This is a genomic window from Collinsella aerofaciens (genome assembly GCF_005845035.1).
Lineage (GTDB): Bacteria > Actinomycetota > Coriobacteriia > Coriobacteriales > Coriobacteriaceae > Collinsella > Collinsella aerofaciens_I.
Genome location: NZ_SPFO01000004.1, coordinates 110171 through 131358, shown reverse-complemented (window position 1 = coordinate 131358; position 21188 = coordinate 110171). Strand labels below are relative to the sequence as shown.

Here is a 21188-nt window from a genome sequence, read left to right as displayed (position 1 = left end):
GGATGGGTTAACGGAGCAGCCCCGCTACTTCGCCGGCTAGGGTGATGGTGCCGGCGGCTACGAAGGGCTCACCCGCGGCATCGAGGGCTGCGAGGGCCTCGGATACGCTGGGATACACGCCAGCGAGCTTATCGGCGTCCACCAGGGCAGCGAGCTCCTCCGCCGGCAGAGCGCGGTCGGAATCGGTCTGCGTCACAACCACGCGCGGGAAGGCCGGGATCAGCACGTCGACGATGCCCGCCACGTCCTTGTCTGCCAGTGCGGCGCACAGCAGCGTGGGCCGATTTTCTACGCACGGATCGATCTCATCCAGCGCGCCCACAAAGTTCTCGCAGCTCTGGGGGTTATGGCAGGCGTCGATCAGTTTGAGCGGATCGGTTCCCAGCACATCAAAGCGACCCGGCGTGGGGCAACCCATAAGAGAAGCGTCGAGCGCCTCATGGTCGAGCTCGCGACCCAGATAGCCCTCGCACAGCATAATCGCGCACGCGGCATTCTGCGGCTGATAGGCCGGCTTGACCATGCTCGACGTATAGATCGCACGCGGCGTGGTGCAGCTAAACTCCACCGTATCACCAACGTGTGCCGGAACCTTTGTTGTGGCATGGTTCACCACGAGCGGCACCACACCGCATTCGCGGCAACGGGCATCCATCACGCGCTGAACGCTCGCCTCATGGGTACCCTCGCCCAAAACAACCAAACGTCCAGGCTTAATAACCGCAGCCTTCTCCCCCGCAATGGCCTCGAGGGTATCGCCAAGGACCTTCGTATGGTCGAGTCCAATGCCCGTAATGGCGACGGCCACGGGATCGGTCGCGCTCGTAGCATCCCAGCGTCCGCCCATGCCAACCTCAAGCACGGCCACGTCCACGCAAGCCTCGGCAAACATAGTCAAACCAGCCACGGACAAAAGATCGAAGGGCGTAATAGAACGGAGCTCCTCGCCCGCCGCCTCACGACGTGCGTTGAGACGACGGCCCGCCTCATACGCCGCAGAGACACCATGGGCAAAGACCTCGTCTGTGACGACCTTTCCGTCAATCTCCATACGCTCGGGATAGCGTACCAGATGAGGAGACGTAAAGAGTGCCGTCTTAAGGCCCTCACCACGAAGAATGGCAGCCGAGAATCGCGTCGTCGAGGTCTTTCCATTGGTACCCGCTATCTGGACGCAATCATAGAACTCGTCAGGACGACAAAGCTCATCGAGCATCTCGACGACGGTCTCGAGCAGCGGCGTGGAATAACGCGCGATCTTGCCCGTATCGGCCGCAAGTGCAACAGCCTCATCAAAAGAAAGCTCCGGAACCTCAAACGGCACCGAATACAACCCAGAACGCTTTGCCATAGCCAAAGTCCCCTCAACATAAAAAGAGGCCCGTAAGCAACAACGAGCCCCTCCCATTCAAAATATCAGCCAAACACCGCTTTGCGGCGAGATCAAGGCCACAACCAAGTGGCCCTACCAGGCAGCGGACGCCCCCGTAACCGCTATGAGAGCGGTTTGGGGCTTTGCTCGATACAAGTTCCGCACGAGCCGAAGGCCACTTAATGTGGCCTTCGTGCGAGCAGGACTGTCCGCAGCAGCGAGCAATGCCCCAAACCGCGTCCCCCAGTTACGCCTACGAGAAGTCAGCAACCTGAGCAGTCAGCGCCGCCAGGATCTCCTTGAGCTCAGCTGCACGGTCTCTCTTCTTCTGGACCACGGCGGGCGCGGCATTGGCCACAAAGCCCTCGTTGGCCAGTGTCTTCTCGCAGCCGGCGAGCTCCTTCTGGGCCGCGGCAATCTCCTTCTCCAGGCGTGCCTTCTCGGCCGAAAGGTCAACCTTGCCCTCGAGCACCACAAAGACCTCGACGCCGCTGTCAACAACGGCGATGCTCGCAGCCGGCTTCTCAACGTCGGTACCCATGACCAGCGAAGCCGTGTTGGCCAGCGGCTCAATCGTGGAGCGAAGGCTCTCGAGCTTCTCGATGTCCTCGGCGCCGGCGCGCACGACCACGTCGAGCTCGGCCTTGGGGCTCAAGCGATAACGCGAACGGGTGGCGCGGGCGGCGGACACGACGGCACGGCACAGCTCAAACGCGCGCTCGGCGTCCTCGTCGACATACTTGGCGTAGTCGGCAGGCTCGGGCCACTTGGCGATCATGAGCGCCTCGGCGCGATCAACGTTGCCCTCGGCATCCAGGTCGAGCACGCTCGCCGGCATGTTGTCCCAAATCTCCTCGGTGACAAACGGCATGAGCGGGTGCATCAGGCGAATGGAGGTGTCGAGCACAAAAATCAGGTTGCGCTGAGCCTGCAGACGGCCCTCGCCCTTCAGGCGGGCCTTGGTGACCTCGACGTACCAGTCGCAGACCTCGTTCCAGAAGAACTGCTGCACGCCGCGGGCCATGTCGCCAAAGGTGTACTTCTCGATACCCTCGGTGACCATCTGGACGGCCTTGGCCAGGCGGCTGAACATCCAGGCGTCGGCCGGCGTCTCCACGACGGGCTCGCCGGGCGTGTAGCCCTCCATGTTCATAAGCAGGAAGCGGCTGGCGTTCCAAATCTTGGTCACAAACGACTTGGCCTGCTCGGTGCGCGGACTGTCGATAAGCTTCTTGGTCTTCTTGTCGATGTTCGCGTCGAACTTGACGTCCTGGTTGTTGGTGCACAGCGTGAGCAGGTTGAAGCGCATAGCGTCGGCGCCGTACATGCCGATGAGGTCCATGGGGTCAACGCCGTTGCCCTTGGACTTGGACATGCGGCTGCCGTCCTTGGCCAGGATCGTCGGGTAGATGACGACGTCCTTAAACGGCACCTCGTCCAGGAAGTACAGCGAGCTCATGACCATGCGGGCGACCCACAGCGCGATGATGTCGCGCGCGGTGACGAGCGCCGTCGTGGGGTGATGGCCCTCGAGCAGCTCCGACTTTTGCGGCCAGCCCTGCGTGGCGAAGGTCCACAGCTGCGAGCTGAACCAGGTGTCCAGCACGTTCTCGTCCTGATGCACGTGATGACCGCCGCACTTGGGGCACACGTCGGTGTCCTCGGTAAGGGCATCCTCCCAGCCGCAGTCCTCGCAGTAGAACACGGGGATGCGGTGGCCCCACCACAGCTGGCGGCTGATGCACCAATCCTTGAGGTTCTCCATCCAGGTGGTGTAGGTCTGCGTCCAGCGCGCGGGGTGGAAGGTGACCTTGCCGGAGTTGACGGCGTCGAGCGCCGGCCCCTTGAGCTTATCGACGGCCACGAACCACTGCTCGGAAAGCCACGGCTCAAGCGCGGCGTCGCAACGGTAGCAGTGCATGACGGAGTGATCGAGGTCCTCGACGTGATCGAGCAGGTCATGCTCCTCAAACCACTTAATGACGGCCTCGCGGCACTCGTCGCGGTTCATGCCGGTAAACTCGCCGTAGCCCTCAACGACCACCGCGTGCTCATCGAAGATATTGATCTGCGGCAGGTCGTGGGCCTGACCCATAGCGTAATCGTTGGGGTCGTGGGCCGGGGTGACCTTGACAAAACCGGAGCCAAAGTTGGCGTCGACATGCCAATCTTCAAAGATGGGGATCTCGCGATCGACGATGGGGAGCTTGACGGTCTTACCCACAAAGGCGGCCTTCTCGGGGTCTTTCGGGGAGACAGCCACGCCCGTGTCGCCGAGCATGGTCTCGGGGCGCGTGGTGGCGACGACGATGTAGTCCTGGCCGTTGACCGGCTCGGTCAACGGGTAGCGCAGGTGCCACAGGTGGCCCTTCTCGTCCTTGTACTCGGCCTCGTCGTCCGAGATGGCGGTGGTGCAGTTGGGGCACCAGTTTACGATGCGCTTGCCGCGATAGATCAGGCCGTCGTGGTACCAGTCGCAGAACACCTTGCGCACGGCCTGGGCGTAGTCCTCGTCCATGGTGAAGCGCTCGTTGTCGAAGTCGACGGAGCAGCCCATGCGCTTGATCTGCTCGACGATGATGCCGCCGTACTCGTGGGTCCAATCCCAGCAGGCGTCGACAAACTTGTCGCGACCGATCTCCAGGCGGCTGATGCCCTCGCTCTTGAGCTTCTTGTCGACCTTGGTCTGTGTGGCGATACCGGCGTGATCGGTGCCGAGTACCCAGCGCGTGGACTTGCCGCGCATGCGGGCCATGCGGATGATGGCGTCCTGGATGGAGTCGTCGGTGGCGTGACCCATGTGGAGCTTGCCGGTCACGTTGGGAGGCGGAATGGTGACGGTGCAGTCGCCCACGCCCTCACGGCGCTTGTAGTAGCCGCCGTCGAGCCACTTCTGCAGGATCGCCGGCTCGTTGGTCGACGGATCGTAGTTCTTGGGCATTTCTTCCATATATCTCTCCCTGTCCCGCCGGGGAGGAATGTAGGCCCGATTTTCGCTCGGTCAGGTCCTGGGCTCGCTCGAAGACCACATTAAGTGGTCTTCGGCTCGTGCGGAATCTACGAAAATCGGGCCTACATTCCTCCCCTTAGGTATCGATTACTTCAGTCTGATATGACTTCGCCGAGGCTTAAACAAACACACAGAATAGCACAGGTAGTTGGGGTTATTGCGCATATATAAAATAGCCTCCGACCACGGCTGGTCAGAGGCTATTTGCAAACACGTTTTAGGCTGGTTTAGCCGTAGATGCGTTGGGGCTGTTCTTCGCCCTTTACGGAGGCTTCGGTCACGATGACCTTGGTGACGCCCTCCTCGCTGGGGAGATCGAACATCGTCTGCTGCAGCACGTCCTCGCAGATTGAGCGCAGGCCGCGGGCGCCGGTCTTGCGGGCAAGCGCCATGCGGGCGATCTCGTGCAGGGCGGCATCCTCAAACTCAAGCTCAACGTCCTCGAGCTGGAACATCTTACGGTACTGGCGCACCACGGCGTTCTTGGGCTCGGTAAGGATCGACACCAGGTCGTCCTCGTCGAGCGCCTGCGTCTGGGTGACGACGGGCGTACGTCCCACAAACTCGGGGATCATGCCAAAGGCGTTGAGGTCCTGCGGGAGCACCTGACGCAGCAGGTCGTTCTCGTCGACCGAGGTGGGGCCGGCGATCTCGGAGTTAAAGCCCACGCCCTTGTTGCCCACGCGGTCGGCGATGATCTTGTCCAGACCAACAAAGGCACCGCCGCAGATGAACAGGATGTTGGTCGTGTCGATCTGCAGCAGCTCCTGCTGGGGATGCTTGCGGCCGCCGGTGGGCGGAACGCTTGCCACCGTGCCCTCAAGAATCTTAAGCAGCGCCTGCTGAACGCCCTCGCCCGAAACATCGCGGGTGATGGAGAGGTTCTCGGCCTTGCGGGCGATCTTGTCGATCTCGTCCACGTAGATAATGCCGACCTGCGCGCGCTCAATATCGCCATCGGCGGCATTGATGAGCTTGAGCAGAATGTTCTCCACGTCCTCGCCCACATAGCCGGCCTCGGTGAGTGCGGTGGCATCGGCGATGGCAAACGGCACCTCGAGGATGCGCGCAAGCGTCTGGGCGAGCAGGGTCTTACCGGTACCGGTGGGACCGAGCAGCAGGATGTTGGACTTGGCGAGCTCTACCTCGTCCATGCCGTCGTCGAACTGCGAGCCCATGCCGTCGTCAAAGGCAGACACCGCGGCGCCGCCCTCGATCACGCGGCGATAGTGGTTGTACACGGCCACCGACATGGCGCGCTTGGCGTCCTCCTGACCCATAACATAGGCCGAAAGCTCGTCATAGATTTCATGCGGCGTCGGCACGTGCGTGATGACCTGGCGGTCGTCCTCAAGCTCAAAGCCCTCGGTCTCGGGGTCCACGGCGGGCTGGGATGCAGCCTGACCGTGGTCGTTGAGGAAGCCCGGCAGCTTGCCGTTGCGGGCAGCGTCCATAAAGTCCGAAGCCAGCGACTCCTCCAGAATCTCGGAACAGGCGGCGACGCACTCGTCACAGATAAAGATGTTAGTCGGGCCCTTTACGAGGCGACGGACCTGGCCCTGCTCTTTTCCGCAGAAGGAGCAGCGGATGGGGTTGCCGTTCTCGTCGAAGTTGTCCTGCATGTTACCGGCCATCCTAGGCGTCCTTCGCGGCGAGATCGCGCGAGGTGACGATGCGGTCGATCAGGCCGTAGTCGAGGGCCTCGGCAGCGGTCAGGTAGTTGTCGCGCTCGGTATCGGCCTGGACCTTCTCGATGGGCTGACCCGAGGCGTCGGACAAGATCTGGTTGAGCTCGCGGCGAGTCTTCTTGATCTCCTCGGCAACGATCTCAATCTCGGTCTGCTGGCCCTGGGCACCGCCGCTGGGCTGGTGAATCATGACCTTGGAGTGCGGCAGGCAGAAGCGCTTGCCCTTAGCGCCGGCCGAAAGCAGCACGGCGGCCATGGACGCGGCCATACCGACGCAGATGGTGGAAACCTGCGGCTTGATGAAGTTCATGGTGTCAAGAATCGCCAGACCGGAGTAGACCTCGCCACCGGGCGAATTGATGTAGAGCGAGATATCCTTCTCGGCATCCTGGCTCTCAAGATGCAGCAGCTGGGCAACGACCAGGTTGGCGCTGACGGAGTTGATCTCCTCGCCCAAGAAGATGATGCGGTCGTTGAGCAGGCGCGAATAGATATCGTAGCTGCGCTCGCCGCGCGGCGTCTGCTCGATAACGTATGGCACGAGGGCGGAATCGAACTTAGCGATCATACGCATCTCCATTTCTCTCTTGCGGACCAAATTGGTTCTAGATAAACGTACGGTGCCCGCATGCTATGCATTGGCTGGCACCGTACGAAGCAACCGGATAACCGGTGTATAACTTTACCCCATCACGGGCGCGTGCATGCGCTCGCGGGCAAGGTGGCGAGAATTACTCGACGTCCTTGGCGGTCTCGTCGACCTCGGTCACCTTGGCGTTCTCGACCAGGTGGTCGACGGCCTTGGAGCGGCGGATGGACTCGCGGACGGCAGGCATGCGGCCATCGGCGATGAACTCGGCCTTGGAAGCCTCGACGTCCTTGACGCCAGCCTTCTCGAACTCAGCGTTGACGTCGTCCTCGGTGACCTCAATCTTGAGCTCGCGGGCGAGGGCGTCCAGAGCCAGGGACTCACGGGCAACGTCGTTGGCCTGCTTGTGCAGGTCGCCGATGAACTGCTCCATGGTCAGGCCGGAAGCGGGCAGCCAGGTGTCCAGCGTCATGCCGCGGGCAGCGAGGTTGGACAGGAAGTTCTGGCCAAGCTCCTCAAAGACGGACTGCTCGTAGTCGGCATCCATCTCGTCGAGCTGCAGGCGCTCGGCGAGAGCGGAGACGCAACGGTTCTCCTTCTCGGCCGGGAGGCGGGAAGCCTTGTCCTGCTCGATCTCGATCTTGATGGCGTCGCGCATGGCCTCGATGCTGTCGAAGCCAAAGTCGGACTTGACGAGCTCGTCGGTGAGCTCGGGGGTGTTGCGGACCTTGATGCCCTTGACGGTGACCTCGACGGTGTGAGTCTCGGCCTCCTCGCCCTCCTCGACCTCGTCGGTCCAGGTGACGGTCTTGACGTCGTCAACGTTAGCGCCGATCAGGGCCTCGTTGAACTCCTTGGGGTTGCTGTCGCTACCGGCGATGAGCATGCGGCCCTCGGCGGCAAAGCTGTCGGCGTTCTCGACGGCCTTGAGGTCGACGGTGACGTAGTCCTCGGCCTCGACGGCGCGACCCTCAACGTCCTCGAAGGTGGCACGGTAGTTGAGGAGCATCTCAACCTGGTTGTTGATCTCGGACTCGGTGACCTCCGCGGGGGGCATCTCGATCTCGACGGCGTCGAAGGAGGAGAGCTCGGCAGCAGGACGCAGGGAGAACTCGACGGTGTAGGTGTAGTCCTCGTGATCCTTGGCGAGGTCGAGCTCCTTGTAGTCACCGTTCTTGGTGGGGACGATGTCCAGCTCGTTGAGGACGGCGGGCTCGTTGGCGGCGATCAGGTCGTTGGTGGCCTGAGCGAGGGTAGCCTCGGCGCCAAGTGCGGAGTCGATGACCGGACGGGGAGCCTTGCCAGCGCGGAAGCCCGGGAAGCGGTACTTCTTGGCGGTGTCCTTGTAGGCCTTCTTGATCGCGGCGTCGACGTCGGCGGCCGGGATGGTGACCGTAGCGGTGAGCTTGGCGTCCTTGACGTCAGAAGCGGTGATGTTCAACACGTTCCTCCTCATACTGCCCAGCTTATCTGAGGTGCTGGTACCTTTATGCAACAAAGTGTCGCGACGGCCGGGGCCGACGCAGGTGCGATGGTGCGGGCGAAAGGACTCGAACCTTCACGGGAATCCCACCAGAACCTAAATCTGGCGCGTCTACCAATTCCGCCACGCCCGCATGAGCGCACAGACTAGGAATGATAGCAGATACGAACGGCAAGCGCACGCACACCTTTTACAGGCTCACGACCTCACCACGAGTGCGAAAGGCGGGGCGAGTTGCCCCGCCCCGCCAATTACGACTTGCTCGCTGACCCACTACTCCCCTAGCAGCGCTTTCTCCGGCGTGATGGGCAGCGAGCGGACCTGGTGGCCAGTGGCGTGTGCGACGGCCGAGGCCACGGCGGCGAGCGGCGTGTTGATGACGACCTCGCCGATCGACTTGGCGCCAAACGGGCCCGTCGGCTCGTAGCTCGGCTCAAAGGCCACGCGGATGCTACCGATATCCAGTCGCGTGGGTAGCTTGTAGCTCATAAAGTTGCCGGTGCGCAGGCGGCCGCGGTCATCGTGCTCGACAATCTCGTAGAGCGCGTGGCCGATACCCTGGGCAATGCCGCCCTCGGCCTGGACGCGGGCGAGCGCCTCGTTGATCACGGTGCCGCAGTCGACGGCCGCGGCGTAGTCCACCACAGTCACCTTGCCGGTGGCCTTGTCGACCTCGACCTCGGCAATGCCAGCCATAAACGGCGGGGGCGAAACAGGCAGGCAGGCAGAGGCATGCGAGGTGAGCGCGTCGCCGCCCGCGATGTTCTTGACGCACAGGTTGGCAAAGTCGCGCAGCGTGAGGTAGCGGTTCTGCTCGCGCGCGGCACGCTCGTCGGACAGACGCACGTACTGACCATCAAAGACCACATCGGCGGCGTCCACGTCCCACATCTGGGCGGCCTTGGCGCAGATTTTCTCACGCAGCTCGGTCGCGGCGTTCTTGGCTGCCAGACCTGTCACGTACGTGCCCGAGCTCGCGTACGAGCCGGCATCGAACGGCGACACGTCGGTGTCCACGCCGCGCACCACGATCAGCGAGCTCTCCACGCCCAGCTCCTCGGCAGCAATCTGCGCCAGGATCGTATCGACGCCCATGCCGTTGTCGGTGGCGCCGGTCGAAATCGTAATGAAGCCGTCCTCTTCCAGGCGCATGTCGATGCCGGCGATATCCACGTTGGAGATGCCCGAGCCCTGCATGGTGAGCGCGCAGCCCAGAGCACGCACGCGATCGCCCAGGTCGACGGCCAGCGGCTTGTCGCGCCAGCCGATCATGTCCATCGCGCGCAGCAGGCAACGGTCGAGCGCGCAGGCGTTGAGCTTCTCGTTGTAGTACTGCGGCATAATCTCGCCCTCGCGCACCATATTCTTGAGGCGCAAGTCGGCGGGGTCCATGTGCAGCATGTCGGCGAGCTCGTTGACGGCGCTCTCCACGGCAAACTGTCCCTGGGTGGCACCGTAGCCGCGATACGCGCCGCCGCGGTTGGTATTGGTGTAGACGGCGTCCCAGCTAAAGCGGCTCGCCTTCACATGGTTGTAAATCGGCAGGCTCTTGTGGCCCGAAAGGCCGATCGTCGTGGTGGCATGCTCGCCATACGCGCCGGCGTTGGACAGCGTGTGCAAATCGATGGCCGTGATAGTGCCGTCGTTCATGGCGCCCAGCTTAACGGTCATCTGCATCTGGTGGCGCGAGTTACCCGCGGTGATGGTCTCCTCGCGGGTGTAGCAGCAGTAGCTGGGACGGCCGGTCTGCTGGGTGACGAACGCCACGAAGATCTCGCAGCAGCCCGTCTGCTTGGAGCCAAAGCCGCCGCCGATGCGCGGCTTGATAACCTGCACCTGCGACTGCGGAATGTCGAGCGACTGCGCGACCATGCGGCGCACGTGGAAGGGCACCTGCGTGGAGGTGGTCACCGAGATGCGGCCGAACGCGTCGGTCGTCGCGAAGGCACGGAAGGTCTCCATCGGTGCGGTCTGCGTGGCCTGGCTGGTGTAGGTGCGCTCAAAGACGATGTCGCTCTGGGCGAAGGCCTCGTCCAGATCGCCAAAATCACTGGTACCGCTGCACACCAGGTTGCGAGCAACGTCGCCGCCCTGCGGGAACATAAAGGTCACGTCGCCCTCTGGGTGGACCACGATGTCGTTATCGAGTGCCTGGGTAAAGTCGAGCAGCGGCTCGAGTACCTCGTAGTCGACCTTGATGAGCTTGAGTGCCTTGTCGGCAGCCTCCTCGGTCTCGGCGGCGACGATCGCCACTTCCTCGTTTTGGTAGCGCACGAGGTTCTCGAGGATCAGGCGGTCGTAGGGACTCGGCTGCGGATAGCTCTGGCCGGCGATGGTAAAGCGGCGCTTGGGCACGTCCTCATAGGTGTAGACGCCCACAACGCCCGGCACCTTCAGTGCGCGCGACGTATCGATGGAGCGGATCTTGGCGCGGGCATAGGGGCTGCGCTTGAGTTTGACGATGAGCGCGCCGGCGGGCACCATATCGCCCGTGTAGACGGGACGGCCCTCGAGCAGAGCCTTCGAGTCCTTCTTGGGCTGCTTATGGGTGATCTGCTTGTACGCGACACCGTCGCAGCTCGTATCGTTGACGGGCAGCTCGGGCATCTCGAAGCCCACCTGCACGCCGGACTCGTTGAGGAAGCGAACGATGGCACGCAGCTGGCTCTCGTAGCCGCTGCAACGGCAGAGGTTGCCGGCGAGCTGGCGCGAGAGCTCCTCGCGCGTGGCGACGAGGCTCGGGTCCTCCTTGGCGGCACGGGCGAGCGCCAGCACGTTCATGATAAGGCCAGGGGCGCAAAAACCGCACTGCTCGGCACCTTCGGCAGCCATTGCGCGGGCGAGCGCCTCGGACTCGGCCTTGAGGCCCTCGAGCGTGGTGATGGAGCGGCCCTCGACGCGCGCGGCGGGAACCGAGCAGCTCAGCACCGGGTCGCCGTCGAGCCACACCGTGCACAGGCCGCAGTTGGTGGTTTCGCAGGCACAGCGCACCGACGCACACCCCTGCTCGCGCAGCAGTGCAAAGAGCATGGTGTCGGGGGCAATCTGAACCTTGACCTTGCGGCCGTTGAGCGTAAAGGAAAGATCGATGAGTTTGGCAGCCATTAGCGCACCTCGCTAGAATCGACGCCGGGCACGCGGCGGCAGGAATACTCGTCCGTGGCAAACTTGGGGATCTGCACGGTCTCGAGCTCGCGGGCAAGCGCGGCCGAAAGCTCGATGCCGGCGGCGCGGCGCACGGCCTGAATCGCAAGCGGGGCCGAGATGCGGCGGCGGTAGTCGGCCGAGCCCCACAGGTTGGTGCCGTAGCTCAGCGAGCGCACGGATGCGGCCAGGGCGCGCAACTCGTCCTCGGAAGGCTGCTCGGCGGTAAGGCCGCATTCCTCACCTTGCAGCAGGGTCGCGCGCAGCGGGCGGGCGCCCACGGTGACGTGCCAGCTGTTGTCCCACCAGGCGGCGGTGACGTTGAGCGAGGGGAAGTCGGTCGCAGCCTTGCGCACGGCCTCGTAGCTTGCGCGATAGTCGTGCTTAACGACCACGACGTGCTCGATCACGTCGCGCACGTAGCCCATCCGCACGAACTCCGCGAGCGACACGCGGCCGGCACCCGTCAGCTCAACGTACGAATCGAGCGCGAGGAAGGCGGAGAGAACGTCCGAGAAGCCAAAGCGGCCGTAGATGCTGCCGCCCACCGTGGCGGTATTGCGCAACTGCACGCCCACGATGTCATGGACGGCGAACTCGAACACGTCGTTGACGAGCGCGTTGAGCTCGGCGTGGCGCTCAAGCTGACGCAGCGTGCACATGGCGCCGATGCGAAACTCGGTCTCGGTCTCCTCAATCTGATCGAGTCCGCAGGCCGAAAGGTCAATCGCCGTCGCCACGCGACGCGATCCCAGGCGCATCCAGATGCCGCCGCCGACAATCTTGTTGTTGCGGTTCTTCTGTAAGAGCTCATAGGCTTCGGCCGCGTTTCCAACACGGACGTAGGTACCGAACTTGAGCACGTTCTCCCCCATCTCTTCACTTGTCCAGTACTTTTAAGTGTACCAAACGAGGGGCCGCGACCTTCCACAGCACAAAAACCTCCCTCCCATCCATAACTTGCGGTGAAATACGGACTGTTTGTCGGGCTTAGGGCGCCCAACAGTCCGTATTTCACCGCAACTTAAGGGGCGGCCGGCAGAGGACCAAGGGAAATGATCCGTTTTCCTCCGTCCCCAACGGATCAAAAAAGGCTCCCAGCCAGATAGCTGGGAGCCTCATCACATGCTATGTCGAGCGAAGATTTAGCAGACGCCCTGGGCGAGCATGGCGTCGGCGACCTTCAGGAAGCCGGCGATGTTGGCGCCCATGACAAAGTTGCCCTCCTGGCCGTACTCCTCGGCGGTGTCGTCCACGTTGTGGAACATGCCGCGCATGAGCTGCTCGAGCTTGCCGTCGACCTCCTCGAAGGTCCAGGACAGGTGCTCGGCGTTCTGGCTCATCTCCAGGCCGGACACGAGTACGCCGCCGGCGTTGGCAGCCTTACCGGGCATAAAGGCAACGCCGTTCTCCTGGAAGTAGGTCGTGGCCTCGATGGTCGTAGGCATGTTCGCGCCCTCGCCGACCACCTTGCAGCCGTTGGCGACGAGCGCCTGGGCGTCCTCGAGCAGCAGCGTGTTCTCGCGAGCGCAGGGCAGCGCGATGTCGCAGGGCAGCTGCCACACGCCACGGCCGTCGCCCTCGTGCCACACGGCGTTGGGCTTCTCGTCAACGTACATGGCGAGCGTGACGCCCTTGTCGTGGCCGGAGCGCTTCTTGTTGTAGACATGCTCGAGCACGGTGTAGTCGATGCCGTCGGGATCCTCGACCCAGCCGTGGGTGTCGGAGCAGGCGAGAACCTTGCCTCCGAGCTGGGAAACCTTCTGGACGGCGTAGATGGCGACGTTGCCGGAGCCGTGAACGACGACGTTCTTGCCCTCGAAGGAGTCGCCGCGGCTCTTGAGGTACTCGTCCACAAAGTAGGCCAGGCCGTAGCCGGTGGCCTCGGTACGGGCAAGCGAGCCGCCAAAGGAGAGGCCCTTGCCGGTAAGGACGCCGGTCCACTCATTGGTCAGGCGCTTGTACTGACCGAACAGGTAGGCAACCTCGCGGCCGCCAACGCCCAGGTCGCCGGCGGGAACGTCGGTGTTGGGGCCAATGTGGCGATAGAGCTCGGTCATGAAGGACTGGCAGAAGTGCATGATCTCGTTGTTGGACTTGCCCTTGGGGTCAAAGTCGGAGCCGCCCTTGCCGCCGCCCATGGGGAGGGTGGTCAGGCTGTTCTTGAGGATCTGCTCCAGGCCCAGGAACTTGAGCATGCCCAGGGTGACCGTCGGGTTAAAGCGCAGGCCGCCCTTGTAGGGTCCAATGGCTGAGTTGAACTCGACGCGGTAGCCGCGGTTGACCTGGACCTTGCCCTGGTCGTCGACCCAGGGGACACGGAACATAACGATGCGCTCGGGCTCGACGAGGCGCTCGAGCAGGGCGGCCTCCTCGTACTCGGGATGGGCGTCGAGCGCCGGCTGGATGGTGCCGAGGATCTCGGTCGCGGCCTGGATGAACTCAGGCTGCTCGGGATAGCGGGCCTTGAGCTCGTCGAGAACTTTCTGCGTGTAGCTCATGCTTCCTCCAATTGATGGAAAAGAAAAGTGTCGTTCGAGGCGCCCCATGCGCCGCGAGCTTTATCGAGTATGGATAATATCGCACTGTTGCAGCAAAGTTTCGCATAAGCCGACGAGCAGATGTTTCGTTTTGATTACGATGCAGGTAGAAGCGTTTTTGAGTACCCGACGCACAAATCGCGTGTTTCGAAGCTGTTTCGTCCACATGTTCCACACCACCACATTGGGGACAGGCACCTTTGTGGTGGTGTGGTAGTTAGAGGACGAGTTGATGGTAGTCGGCAGGGGTAATGCGGCCTTCGGTGGCAGCGCGGAAAGCGGCGAGTGCATCGCCCGAGAACGGCATGGCCCAGCACAGCCCGCAACCTGCGGTAATGGAGCCGGGCAAAGGCATAATGCGCCCGGGCACACCGGCGGCAAGGCACAGCTGCTCGCATTCCATCACATCGAAGGTACTGTCAAACGACACGATGATCTTGCGTTCGTGATCAGGGGCATCACCGAACGAGGCCTCGCGGTGCGACTCGCGATACGCAGCCGCCGCTGCCTCTTCCTCGGCCGTATGTCCACAGCCGCCACAGCCGCAGGTGCAAGGCTCGGACCCATCGCAAGTGCAAGGTTCCCCGGTATCGGGGCAAATATCATGTGACACGGCATCTCCCGTCATTGATGTGTGCAGATCTAGGCGAGCAGCTCGGCTGCCGCAAACTCCTCGGGCGTATTGACATTCTCGAAGCAGAGCGTCGAGCCTGCGACCTTAACGATCTGCGGCTCATCCATATAACCAGCCTGAACGCGATTAATCAGGCAGCGAATGCGCTGACGGTCGCAGGCGAGCAGCTCTTGGGCGACCGGCGCACACGCGTCACGGCGCCAGACGGCGCAAAGCGGCTCAATCCCCCGCTCCTCGCGCGGCACGCACACGTCGAGCGCCTCGGCCTCGACACGATCGGCAAGCGCGCCAATGAGTTCCGGCGAGACAAACGGCATATCGCAGGCGACGATCGCTACGAGCGGCAATCGGGCCGCGGCCAACGAGCTCGCGATGCCGCGCATGGCGCCCGCCGACCCTTCAAGGTCCGCCACCACACGCGGTACCAAGCCGCCAAACGCGCACTCCTCAAGGTAGACAAGCTCGCTGGGACGCGAAGTCGTCACAACTAACTCGCCGGCAACTGGCGCCAGCCGACCCAGCACACGCTCGATGAGCGGCTCGCCGCAAAACGCCATGCGCGCCTTATCGCAGCCCATGCGCGAGGACAGCCCGCCCGCCTGGACGACACAAGAAAGATCGGCTCGTCTTACGGTAGTCATACGGCAAAACACCCCCATCGGCATGCTCGAAACCCGGTGCACGAAGCTAAATACCGCCGCCGAAATAGCGGCACTACGAAAAGCTCGTGCAAAAACAAAACAGCGCCTTTGCGGCACGCAGCAAGACCGCGAGCACAAAAGCGCTGGTAGCGTATGGCGGGAACGTATGTGAATCGAACACATCCAAGACGTTTTGCACGCCTCGCAACGGTTTTGAGGACCGCGGAGCCCACCGGAGCCCATCCGTTCCCAAGTGCGGCGATATTTTACCAAACCAGGCAGCCCGCAGCCGCAAAGGGCACCAGGGTAGCTAATTTGGGACGGCGGATGATTTTTCTGGGACGGGGATTAAAAAATCATTAGGTACACAATGATTTTTTAATCCCCGTCCCAGAAAAATCATCCGCCCAAAATGACTACCCTAGCGCAGCGAGCGCAGGCCGCCGGCTTCTTTGTCGAGCACCGTAAAGCGGACGGCATCCAGGTGCTCCAAGATGCTGATGGCGCGTTTGCGCGACACGCCCAGGGCCTCGCGCAGTACGCTCGTGGTGGCAGCTCCGCCGGCGGCCTCAATGGCGACGGCAACAAGCTCGCGCGCATGGGCCTCGGCGGCAGCAGACAGGGCAACGTCGCGCTCGACCTTAACGATCGAGCGGTTGAGCGAAAGCTCGCGCAGGGCACGCGTCATAGTGTCGCGATCGAGTTGCAACCGCTCGCCCACCTCGGGCAATGTCGGTGCATCGAGGCCAGCTTCGTCCAGCAAGGCAACGATACGTTCGCAGGCCTCGCGCACCACACGCGCCGCGGCGGCAGCGGAGTGCGGGTCGAATACCTCGGCGCCCACGGAGGCACACACGCCGCGCGAGCAGCCCTCGGCAATCAGAGCCGCGGCAACGTCTTCGTCAGCGGTAGGCCACGCAGCATGGGCGACGGCGCCGGGCGTAAAGCCCGTCTCCTTGGGGGCAGCCGCGTGCATGGCGGACAGAGTCGCCGCCAGTGTACCCATCGCGGCATCGAGCGCGGAAGCATCTGCATATAGCAAGCCATCCGAGCCAGCAAGCGCGCAAGCAGCGCCCTTCGTCACCAACTCGCGCAACGATGCCTCAGCCTCACCGGCAACAAGATCGAGCGCCGCGGTAACATCGGCAACCGCAACCGGCAGCGTCTGCAGTGCCAACCAAGCGCCCACGCCAGCGGTAACATCCCCAGACTCGAGCGCCGCATACAGTGCGCGTTCCCCGTCGGCAAGCTCACGCGAGCGACGGCAGCGCGAAAGCAGCACGCGACCGCCGCCAATAAGCATCACGGGCGAATAGGACAGCACCACGGCATGGTCCCCGGCGCGCAGCGGAAGCGGGTCTTCCAGGCGCACCTGAACGATACGGGTCTCGCCCACCGCCATGGGGGCCTCGCCCTCCATAAGCATGATGCGGCCGACGACCTCGGCCGTACCGGCCATCACGTGCACACGCGCACCCGACTCGAGCACACGCGGCTTGGCTCCCTCGCGACCCAAATACGTAAACGTCATCATAAAGCGCAGCGTCTGGCCAAAGCGACCCGCCACGCCGAGCATCTCACCGCGATCGAGCGCAGCGACGCCATCGCCCACCAGGTTGAGCGCCACACGCTGTCCGGGCAGTGCTTGCTGCGTGTCGCCATGCACTTGAATCCCGCGTACGCGGCAGGCCGTGCGCGACGGCAGCGCGACCAGCTCATCCCCCACCGCAACCGGCGCGTCGTGCAGCGTACCCGTCACGACGGTGCCGGCACCATTGATCGTAAAACAGCGATCGATCGGTAGGCGCGGTGCGGCGTCGGTTCGCTCGGCGCGATCGCGACAGGCAGCCCAGCAGGCGTCCACGCACTCATCGAGCGCGGCAAGCAGCGCATCAATCCCCTCGCCCGTCTTGGACGACACGGGAACGATCGGCGCGCCCGCAAACACAGTGCCCGACAAAAAGTCATCAACATCGAGCTCGGCCAGCTCGATCATTTCGTTATCAGCCAGGTCGCACATCGTCAGCGCGACCACCATATGCATGACGCCCAGCAGCTCCAGCACATGTACGTGCTCGCGGGTCTGCGGCATCACACCCTCGACGGCCGAGACCACCAGCACGGCTACATCGATGCCCGTGGCGCCCTGCACCATGGCGCGCAGGTAGTGTGCATGTCCCGGCACGTCGACCAGGCCCACGATCTTGCCACTCGGCAACGCCAGCTCGCCAAAGCCGAGCTCCACGGTCATACCGCGGCGACGCTCGACCTCCAAGCGGTCGGGATTCTTGCCGGTCAACGCCTCGATCAGTGCCGACTTACCGTGGTCGACGTGGCCCGCCGTTCCAACGATAACAGGGCATTCCACCAACGCTTCGACCCCACTCATCGGCGCGCCGCCTTGGCAACGCACGCGACGAGCGTCGATGCCGCCGTCTCGATATCGCGGTCGCCCACGAGCGTGCGCACATCAAACAGAATGCGGTCGTGCGAGGTGCGCGTGACGACCGGCGTGTCGAAGTCCTGGACAAGCGAGCGCTTGAGCGCGTCGACCGTCAGGCGCTCGTCAACAAGACGCACGGCAACGCACATCGTGGGCAGCTCCACGGTAGGCAGCGAGCCGCCACCGGGGGTCGACGATTCCTCGACAATCTCCAACTCAACGGCACACGGGCAACCTGCCTTATCGAGCCCGGCGACCATACGATCACGCAGCTTACGGGCACGTCGCTCCAAATGAGCCTGCGGCAGCGTAAGCATGCTGAGCACCGGAATATCGCGATGGGCAACATCGGCGCCATCCATGTAGATACGCAGCGTGGCCTCGAGCGCCGACAGAGCCAGTTTGCCCGGACGCAGAGCGCGCATGAGCGGATGTGCGCCGCAGGCCTGGACCAGATCGCGACGGCCCATGATAATGCCCGCCTGTGCTGCACCGAGCAGTTTATCGCCCGAGCACGACACCAGATCGAGCCCTGCCGCGACCGAAGCCGGCGTGGGCTCCTCACCGCCGCGCACCAGGATGTCATCGGGCAAAAGCGCGCCCGAACCCTGGTCCTCATAGAACAGCAGACCATGCTTGTGGGCCAGGGCGGCAAGCTCCCGAGAGCCCACTTCCTCGTGAAAGCCCTCGATGCGATAGTTGGAAGGATGGACCTTGAGGATCATGGCCGTATCGGGCGTAATGGCTTGCTCATAATCTGCCAGGTGCGTGCGGTTGGTGGCTCCGACCTCGACGAGCTTGGCGCCCGAAGCCTCCATTACATCGGGGATGCGGAAGCTGCCGCCGATCTCGACAAGCTCGCCGCGGCTGACGATGACCTCCTTGCCTGCGGCATGGGTCGCCAGCACCAGCAGCACAGCGGCGGCGTTGTTGTTAACGACCAGCGCGTCCTCGGCACCGGTAAGCGAGCGGATCAGCTGCGCGGCATGTTCCTTGCGCGACCCACGCGAGCAGGTGTCTACACTGTACTCGAGCGTGCTGTAGCCGCGCGCGACCTCGGCCACGGCCTTGGCGGCCGATTCCGCGAGCGGGGCGCGACCCAAGTTGGTATGGATAACCACACCCGTGGCGTTGACGGCGGGACGCAGGCTCGGCAGCGCGGAGCGATGCGCACGCCACTCGATGGCCGAGGCCAGCTCGCGCTTAGAGCGCGGAGCGGCGCCGGCGCGAATGGCGGCGCGCTCCTCGTCGAGCACGGCCGTGACGGCGGCATGGACTACCGCATCACACGTCTCCCCCGCCGCCTTCACCACTGGCCACTCGGCGAGCAGCTCGTTGACGGAGGGAATGGCGCGCAGACGGGCGCGCACCTCATCGGAAATGTTCTGGCTATCGCTCATGTACGGCCTTTCAAAACAAACGTAAATCAGTCGAACGCATCAGCTGAGTCAATTACTCGTCATTATCCCCGCGCGCAGCAATCTTTTCCACGCGAACGGCATTTTCCTGGGTGAGCGCGGCTCCCGTAATGGGATCCCAGCGCAGCGGCGTGTGGTCGAGCGGGCCGACGCCAAGTGCCTGGGCGCCATCCGCGCCAGCGCCAAACGAACGCCCGCCCGGAGCCGCCGACGTAAAGATGCACGCCGGATGCAGATAGGGCGTGGTCTCCACGCGTACGCGGTCGCGGCCCATGTCGCTCACCAGCTCGACGACCTCGCCGTTGGCGATACCCATGCGCTCGGCGACGTCGGCATTCATCTGCACGGCGTCCAAGTCGGAACCTGCCTCGGCAGCACCCGCCGCAGCAAGTCTGCGCGAAGTGTGCGACTCAAAGGGACGGTTGCCGCTAATGAGGCGAAACATCCCCGGACCGGGCTCCACCATGGGCGCGATCCAGTTGGGTACACGACCCAGGCCGGCACGTTCCCATACGTCGCTTGCCAGCGCAATTTTGCCGCCATCCAAGAAAATCGCCGGATCGCCCGTACGCGACGGCAACGCAACACCCGTGTCGGCCCAGCCGCGCTCCTTGAGCTCGTCCAGATTGATCCCAAAAGGCGCCACCTGGGCAGCCGCCAGATCGTCAGACGTAAACCGGAAGTACTCGCCCGCGCCACACGCCTGCGCCAACCCGGCAAAGATCTCCCGACCGGGACGCGTATCGTCATGCTGCACGGGCAGCACGGCGTTGCGGTAGAAAACGCGCGCGTCGTTGCGGCCCACGACCACACCCACGCCGCGGTCGGCCTCAAGATACGTCACGTCGGGCAGCACGAAGTCGGAAGCGCGCGCCGTCTCGGACCAGCGAATATCAATTGTCACGAGCAAGTCGAGCTGCTGCAAGATGTCCAACCAAGCCTGCGCATTGCCATAGCCCGCACCGGGGTTACTGGCATAGACGATGAGCCCACGCAAATCGCCGGCAAGAATCGACTGACCGATGGTCGTGCACAGGCCGCGCACCGGATCGACCAGTGGATAGCGCTCGGACCCCAGCTTGGGCTCACGCGGCACCGGCGGCGTCGCAAAGCGTGCGGGATCGAGGTCGCCCAACACAAGCGGCGTGGGCGGATTGAGCGCGCCGCCCGCATGCCCGATGCAGCCCAACAGCACATCGACCAAGCAGATAGCACGCGCGGTCTGGGTGCTATTGGCATACGCGATACCAATGCCACCATGAAAGCCCGCATCCACCACGGCGGCAGGCGCGGCGGCAGCCAGATCGCGCGCCGTGGCGACAATCTCTGCGGCCGGCACGTCGCACATCGACTCGGCCCACTCGGGCGTCCAAACAGCAGCCGCCTGCGCCAGCTCGTCAAAACCCGTGGTATAGCGGGCAACGAACTCGTGGTCGTACAGGCCCTCGGCAATCAGCACGTGGGCGATGCCCAGCAGCAACGCCAGATCGCATCCGGGACGCACACGCAGCCAGCGGTCGGCAAGCGCAGCCGAGCCGCTACGCCGGGGGTCAACCACAATGATCTTCGCCACGCGCCGGCGCGCATCGTTGAGTGCATCGACGGCTCCCATTGTCGAGGAATCCACGATAGAACGCCCCAAATACATGATGCAATCGGTGTGCGCCAGATCGGAGGCGGGGCTGTAGCCCAGGCTGTGCTCCCAACCGGTGAGACGGCTTACCTCGCAGGCGCCGTCGGCACCGTACACGTTGGGCGAGCCTAGCGCGTACATAAAGCGATACGCCCAGTAACGGTCGAACGAGGGCACGCCGAGTGTCAGGCCCAGCGCACGAGGCCCGCGCTCGTCAACAATCCCCAAAAGACGCTTGGCGATCTGAGCAAACGCCTCGTCCCAGGAAATCGCATCGAACCCCGAGCCATCCTGGCGACGTCGCATGGGGTGCACAATGCGATCGCGCTCGTCAAACGGCATGTCCAGGCGATGCCGTCCGCGGGCGCACAGGGCACGCGCCGCGCACGGATGTCCCGGCACCGGCAACTCGGCCACCACGTGACCGTCCTCAACGCGTGCCGCAAAGGCGCAATCGGCATAGCATCCCCCGCATGTGGTCACCACGGCGCGACCGTCACGCTTCACAGCAGATGCCATCTCGATTACCCCTTTCGCCAGCCAAACACAACAGGCCAACAGCCCGGCAACGAACGCCAGACCCAAAAAGCCCC

13 protein-coding genes and 2 tRNA genes are annotated in these 21188 nt (G+C 63.5%); all 15 read right to left on the bottom strand.

Features of this window, described 5'->3' with window-relative positions:
• Nucleotides 1-7: 7 nt before the first annotated feature.
• Nucleotides 8-1351: a bifunctional folylpolyglutamate synthase/dihydrofolate synthase gene (locus FGQ67_RS03445; protein WP_171025174.1), complete on the bottom strand. Its 1344-nt coding sequence runs from the start codon at nucleotides 1349-1351 to the stop codon at nucleotides 8-10.
• 274 nt (nucleotides 1352-1625) lie between these two features.
• A complete protein-coding gene (locus tag FGQ67_RS03440) occupies nucleotides 1626-4322 on the bottom strand; it encodes a valine--tRNA ligase (protein ID WP_138340064.1) in 2697 nt (898 codons plus the stop codon).
• A 287-nt stretch (nucleotides 4323-4609) separates the two neighbouring features.
• Nucleotides 4610-6016 carry an ATP-dependent Clp protease ATP-binding subunit ClpX gene (gene clpX, locus FGQ67_RS03435; RefSeq protein WP_138340063.1) on the bottom strand — a complete coding sequence of 469 codons (1407 nt, stop codon included), beginning with the start codon at nucleotides 6014-6016 and terminating at the stop codon, nucleotides 4610-4612.
• Nucleotide 6017: 1 nt separating this feature from the next.
• The gene (locus tag FGQ67_RS03430; protein ID WP_022095182.1) at nucleotides 6018-6638 is read right to left on the bottom strand and encodes an ATP-dependent Clp protease proteolytic subunit; all 621 of its coding nucleotides are present in this window, start codon (nucleotides 6636-6638) and stop codon (nucleotides 6018-6020) included.
• Between the two features lie 163 nt (nucleotides 6639-6801).
• Entirely contained in the window at nucleotides 6802-8103 is a 1302-nt protein-coding gene (gene tig, locus FGQ67_RS03425; RefSeq protein ID WP_249934369.1) for a trigger factor, read from the bottom strand.
• 88 nt (nucleotides 8104-8191) lie between these two features.
• Nucleotides 8192-8275, bottom strand: a tRNA-Leu gene (locus FGQ67_RS03420).
• A 140-nt stretch (nucleotides 8276-8415) separates the two neighbouring features.
• The gene (locus FGQ67_RS03415; RefSeq protein WP_138340061.1) at nucleotides 8416-11247 is read right to left on the bottom strand and encodes a molybdopterin-dependent oxidoreductase; all 2832 of its coding nucleotides are present in this window, start codon (nucleotides 11245-11247) and stop codon (nucleotides 8416-8418) included.
• Complete coding sequence (locus tag FGQ67_RS03410; protein WP_138340059.1) at nucleotides 11247-12161, bottom strand: FAD binding domain-containing protein; 915 nt, start codon at nucleotides 12159-12161, stop codon at nucleotides 11247-11249. Before FGQ67_RS03410 ends, FGQ67_RS03415 begins: the two co-directional genes overlap by 1 nt.
• 270 nt (nucleotides 12162-12431) lie before the next feature.
• A complete protein-coding gene (gdhA, locus tag FGQ67_RS03405) occupies nucleotides 12432-13787 on the bottom strand; it encodes an NADP-specific glutamate dehydrogenase (RefSeq protein ID WP_138340057.1) in 1356 nt (451 codons plus the stop codon).
• Between the two features lie 256 nt (nucleotides 13788-14043).
• Entirely contained in the window at nucleotides 14044-14439 is a 396-nt protein-coding gene (locus tag FGQ67_RS03400; RefSeq protein WP_171025173.1) for a putative Se/S carrier protein, read from the bottom strand.
• Between the two features lie 29 nt (nucleotides 14440-14468).
• Nucleotides 14469-15101, bottom strand: a complete 633-nt coding sequence (gene mobA / locus FGQ67_RS03395; RefSeq protein WP_171025172.1) for a molybdenum cofactor guanylyltransferase — start codon at nucleotides 15099-15101, stop codon at nucleotides 14469-14471.
• 154 nt (nucleotides 15102-15255) lie between these two features.
• Nucleotides 15256-15352: transfer RNA gene (locus FGQ67_RS10075), tRNA-Sec, on the bottom strand.
• Nucleotides 15353-15522: 170 nt separating this feature from the next.
• On the bottom strand, nucleotides 15523-17490 hold the full coding sequence (gene selB / locus FGQ67_RS03390) for a selenocysteine-specific translation elongation factor (protein ID WP_138340051.1): 1968 nt from the start codon (nucleotides 17488-17490) through the stop codon (nucleotides 15523-15525).
• Nucleotides 17487-18944 (bottom strand): L-seryl-tRNA(Sec) selenium transferase, encoded by a 1458-nt coding sequence (gene selA, locus FGQ67_RS03385; protein ID WP_138340050.1) that lies wholly within the window; start codon nucleotides 18942-18944, stop codon nucleotides 17487-17489. Before selA ends, selB begins: the two co-directional genes overlap by 4 nt.
• 52 nt (nucleotides 18945-18996) lie before the next feature.
• On the bottom strand, nucleotides 18997-21114 hold the full coding sequence (locus FGQ67_RS03380; protein WP_138340048.1) for a molybdopterin-containing oxidoreductase family protein: 2118 nt from the start codon (nucleotides 21112-21114) through the stop codon (nucleotides 18997-18999).
• Nucleotides 21115-21188: the final 74 nt, after the last annotated feature.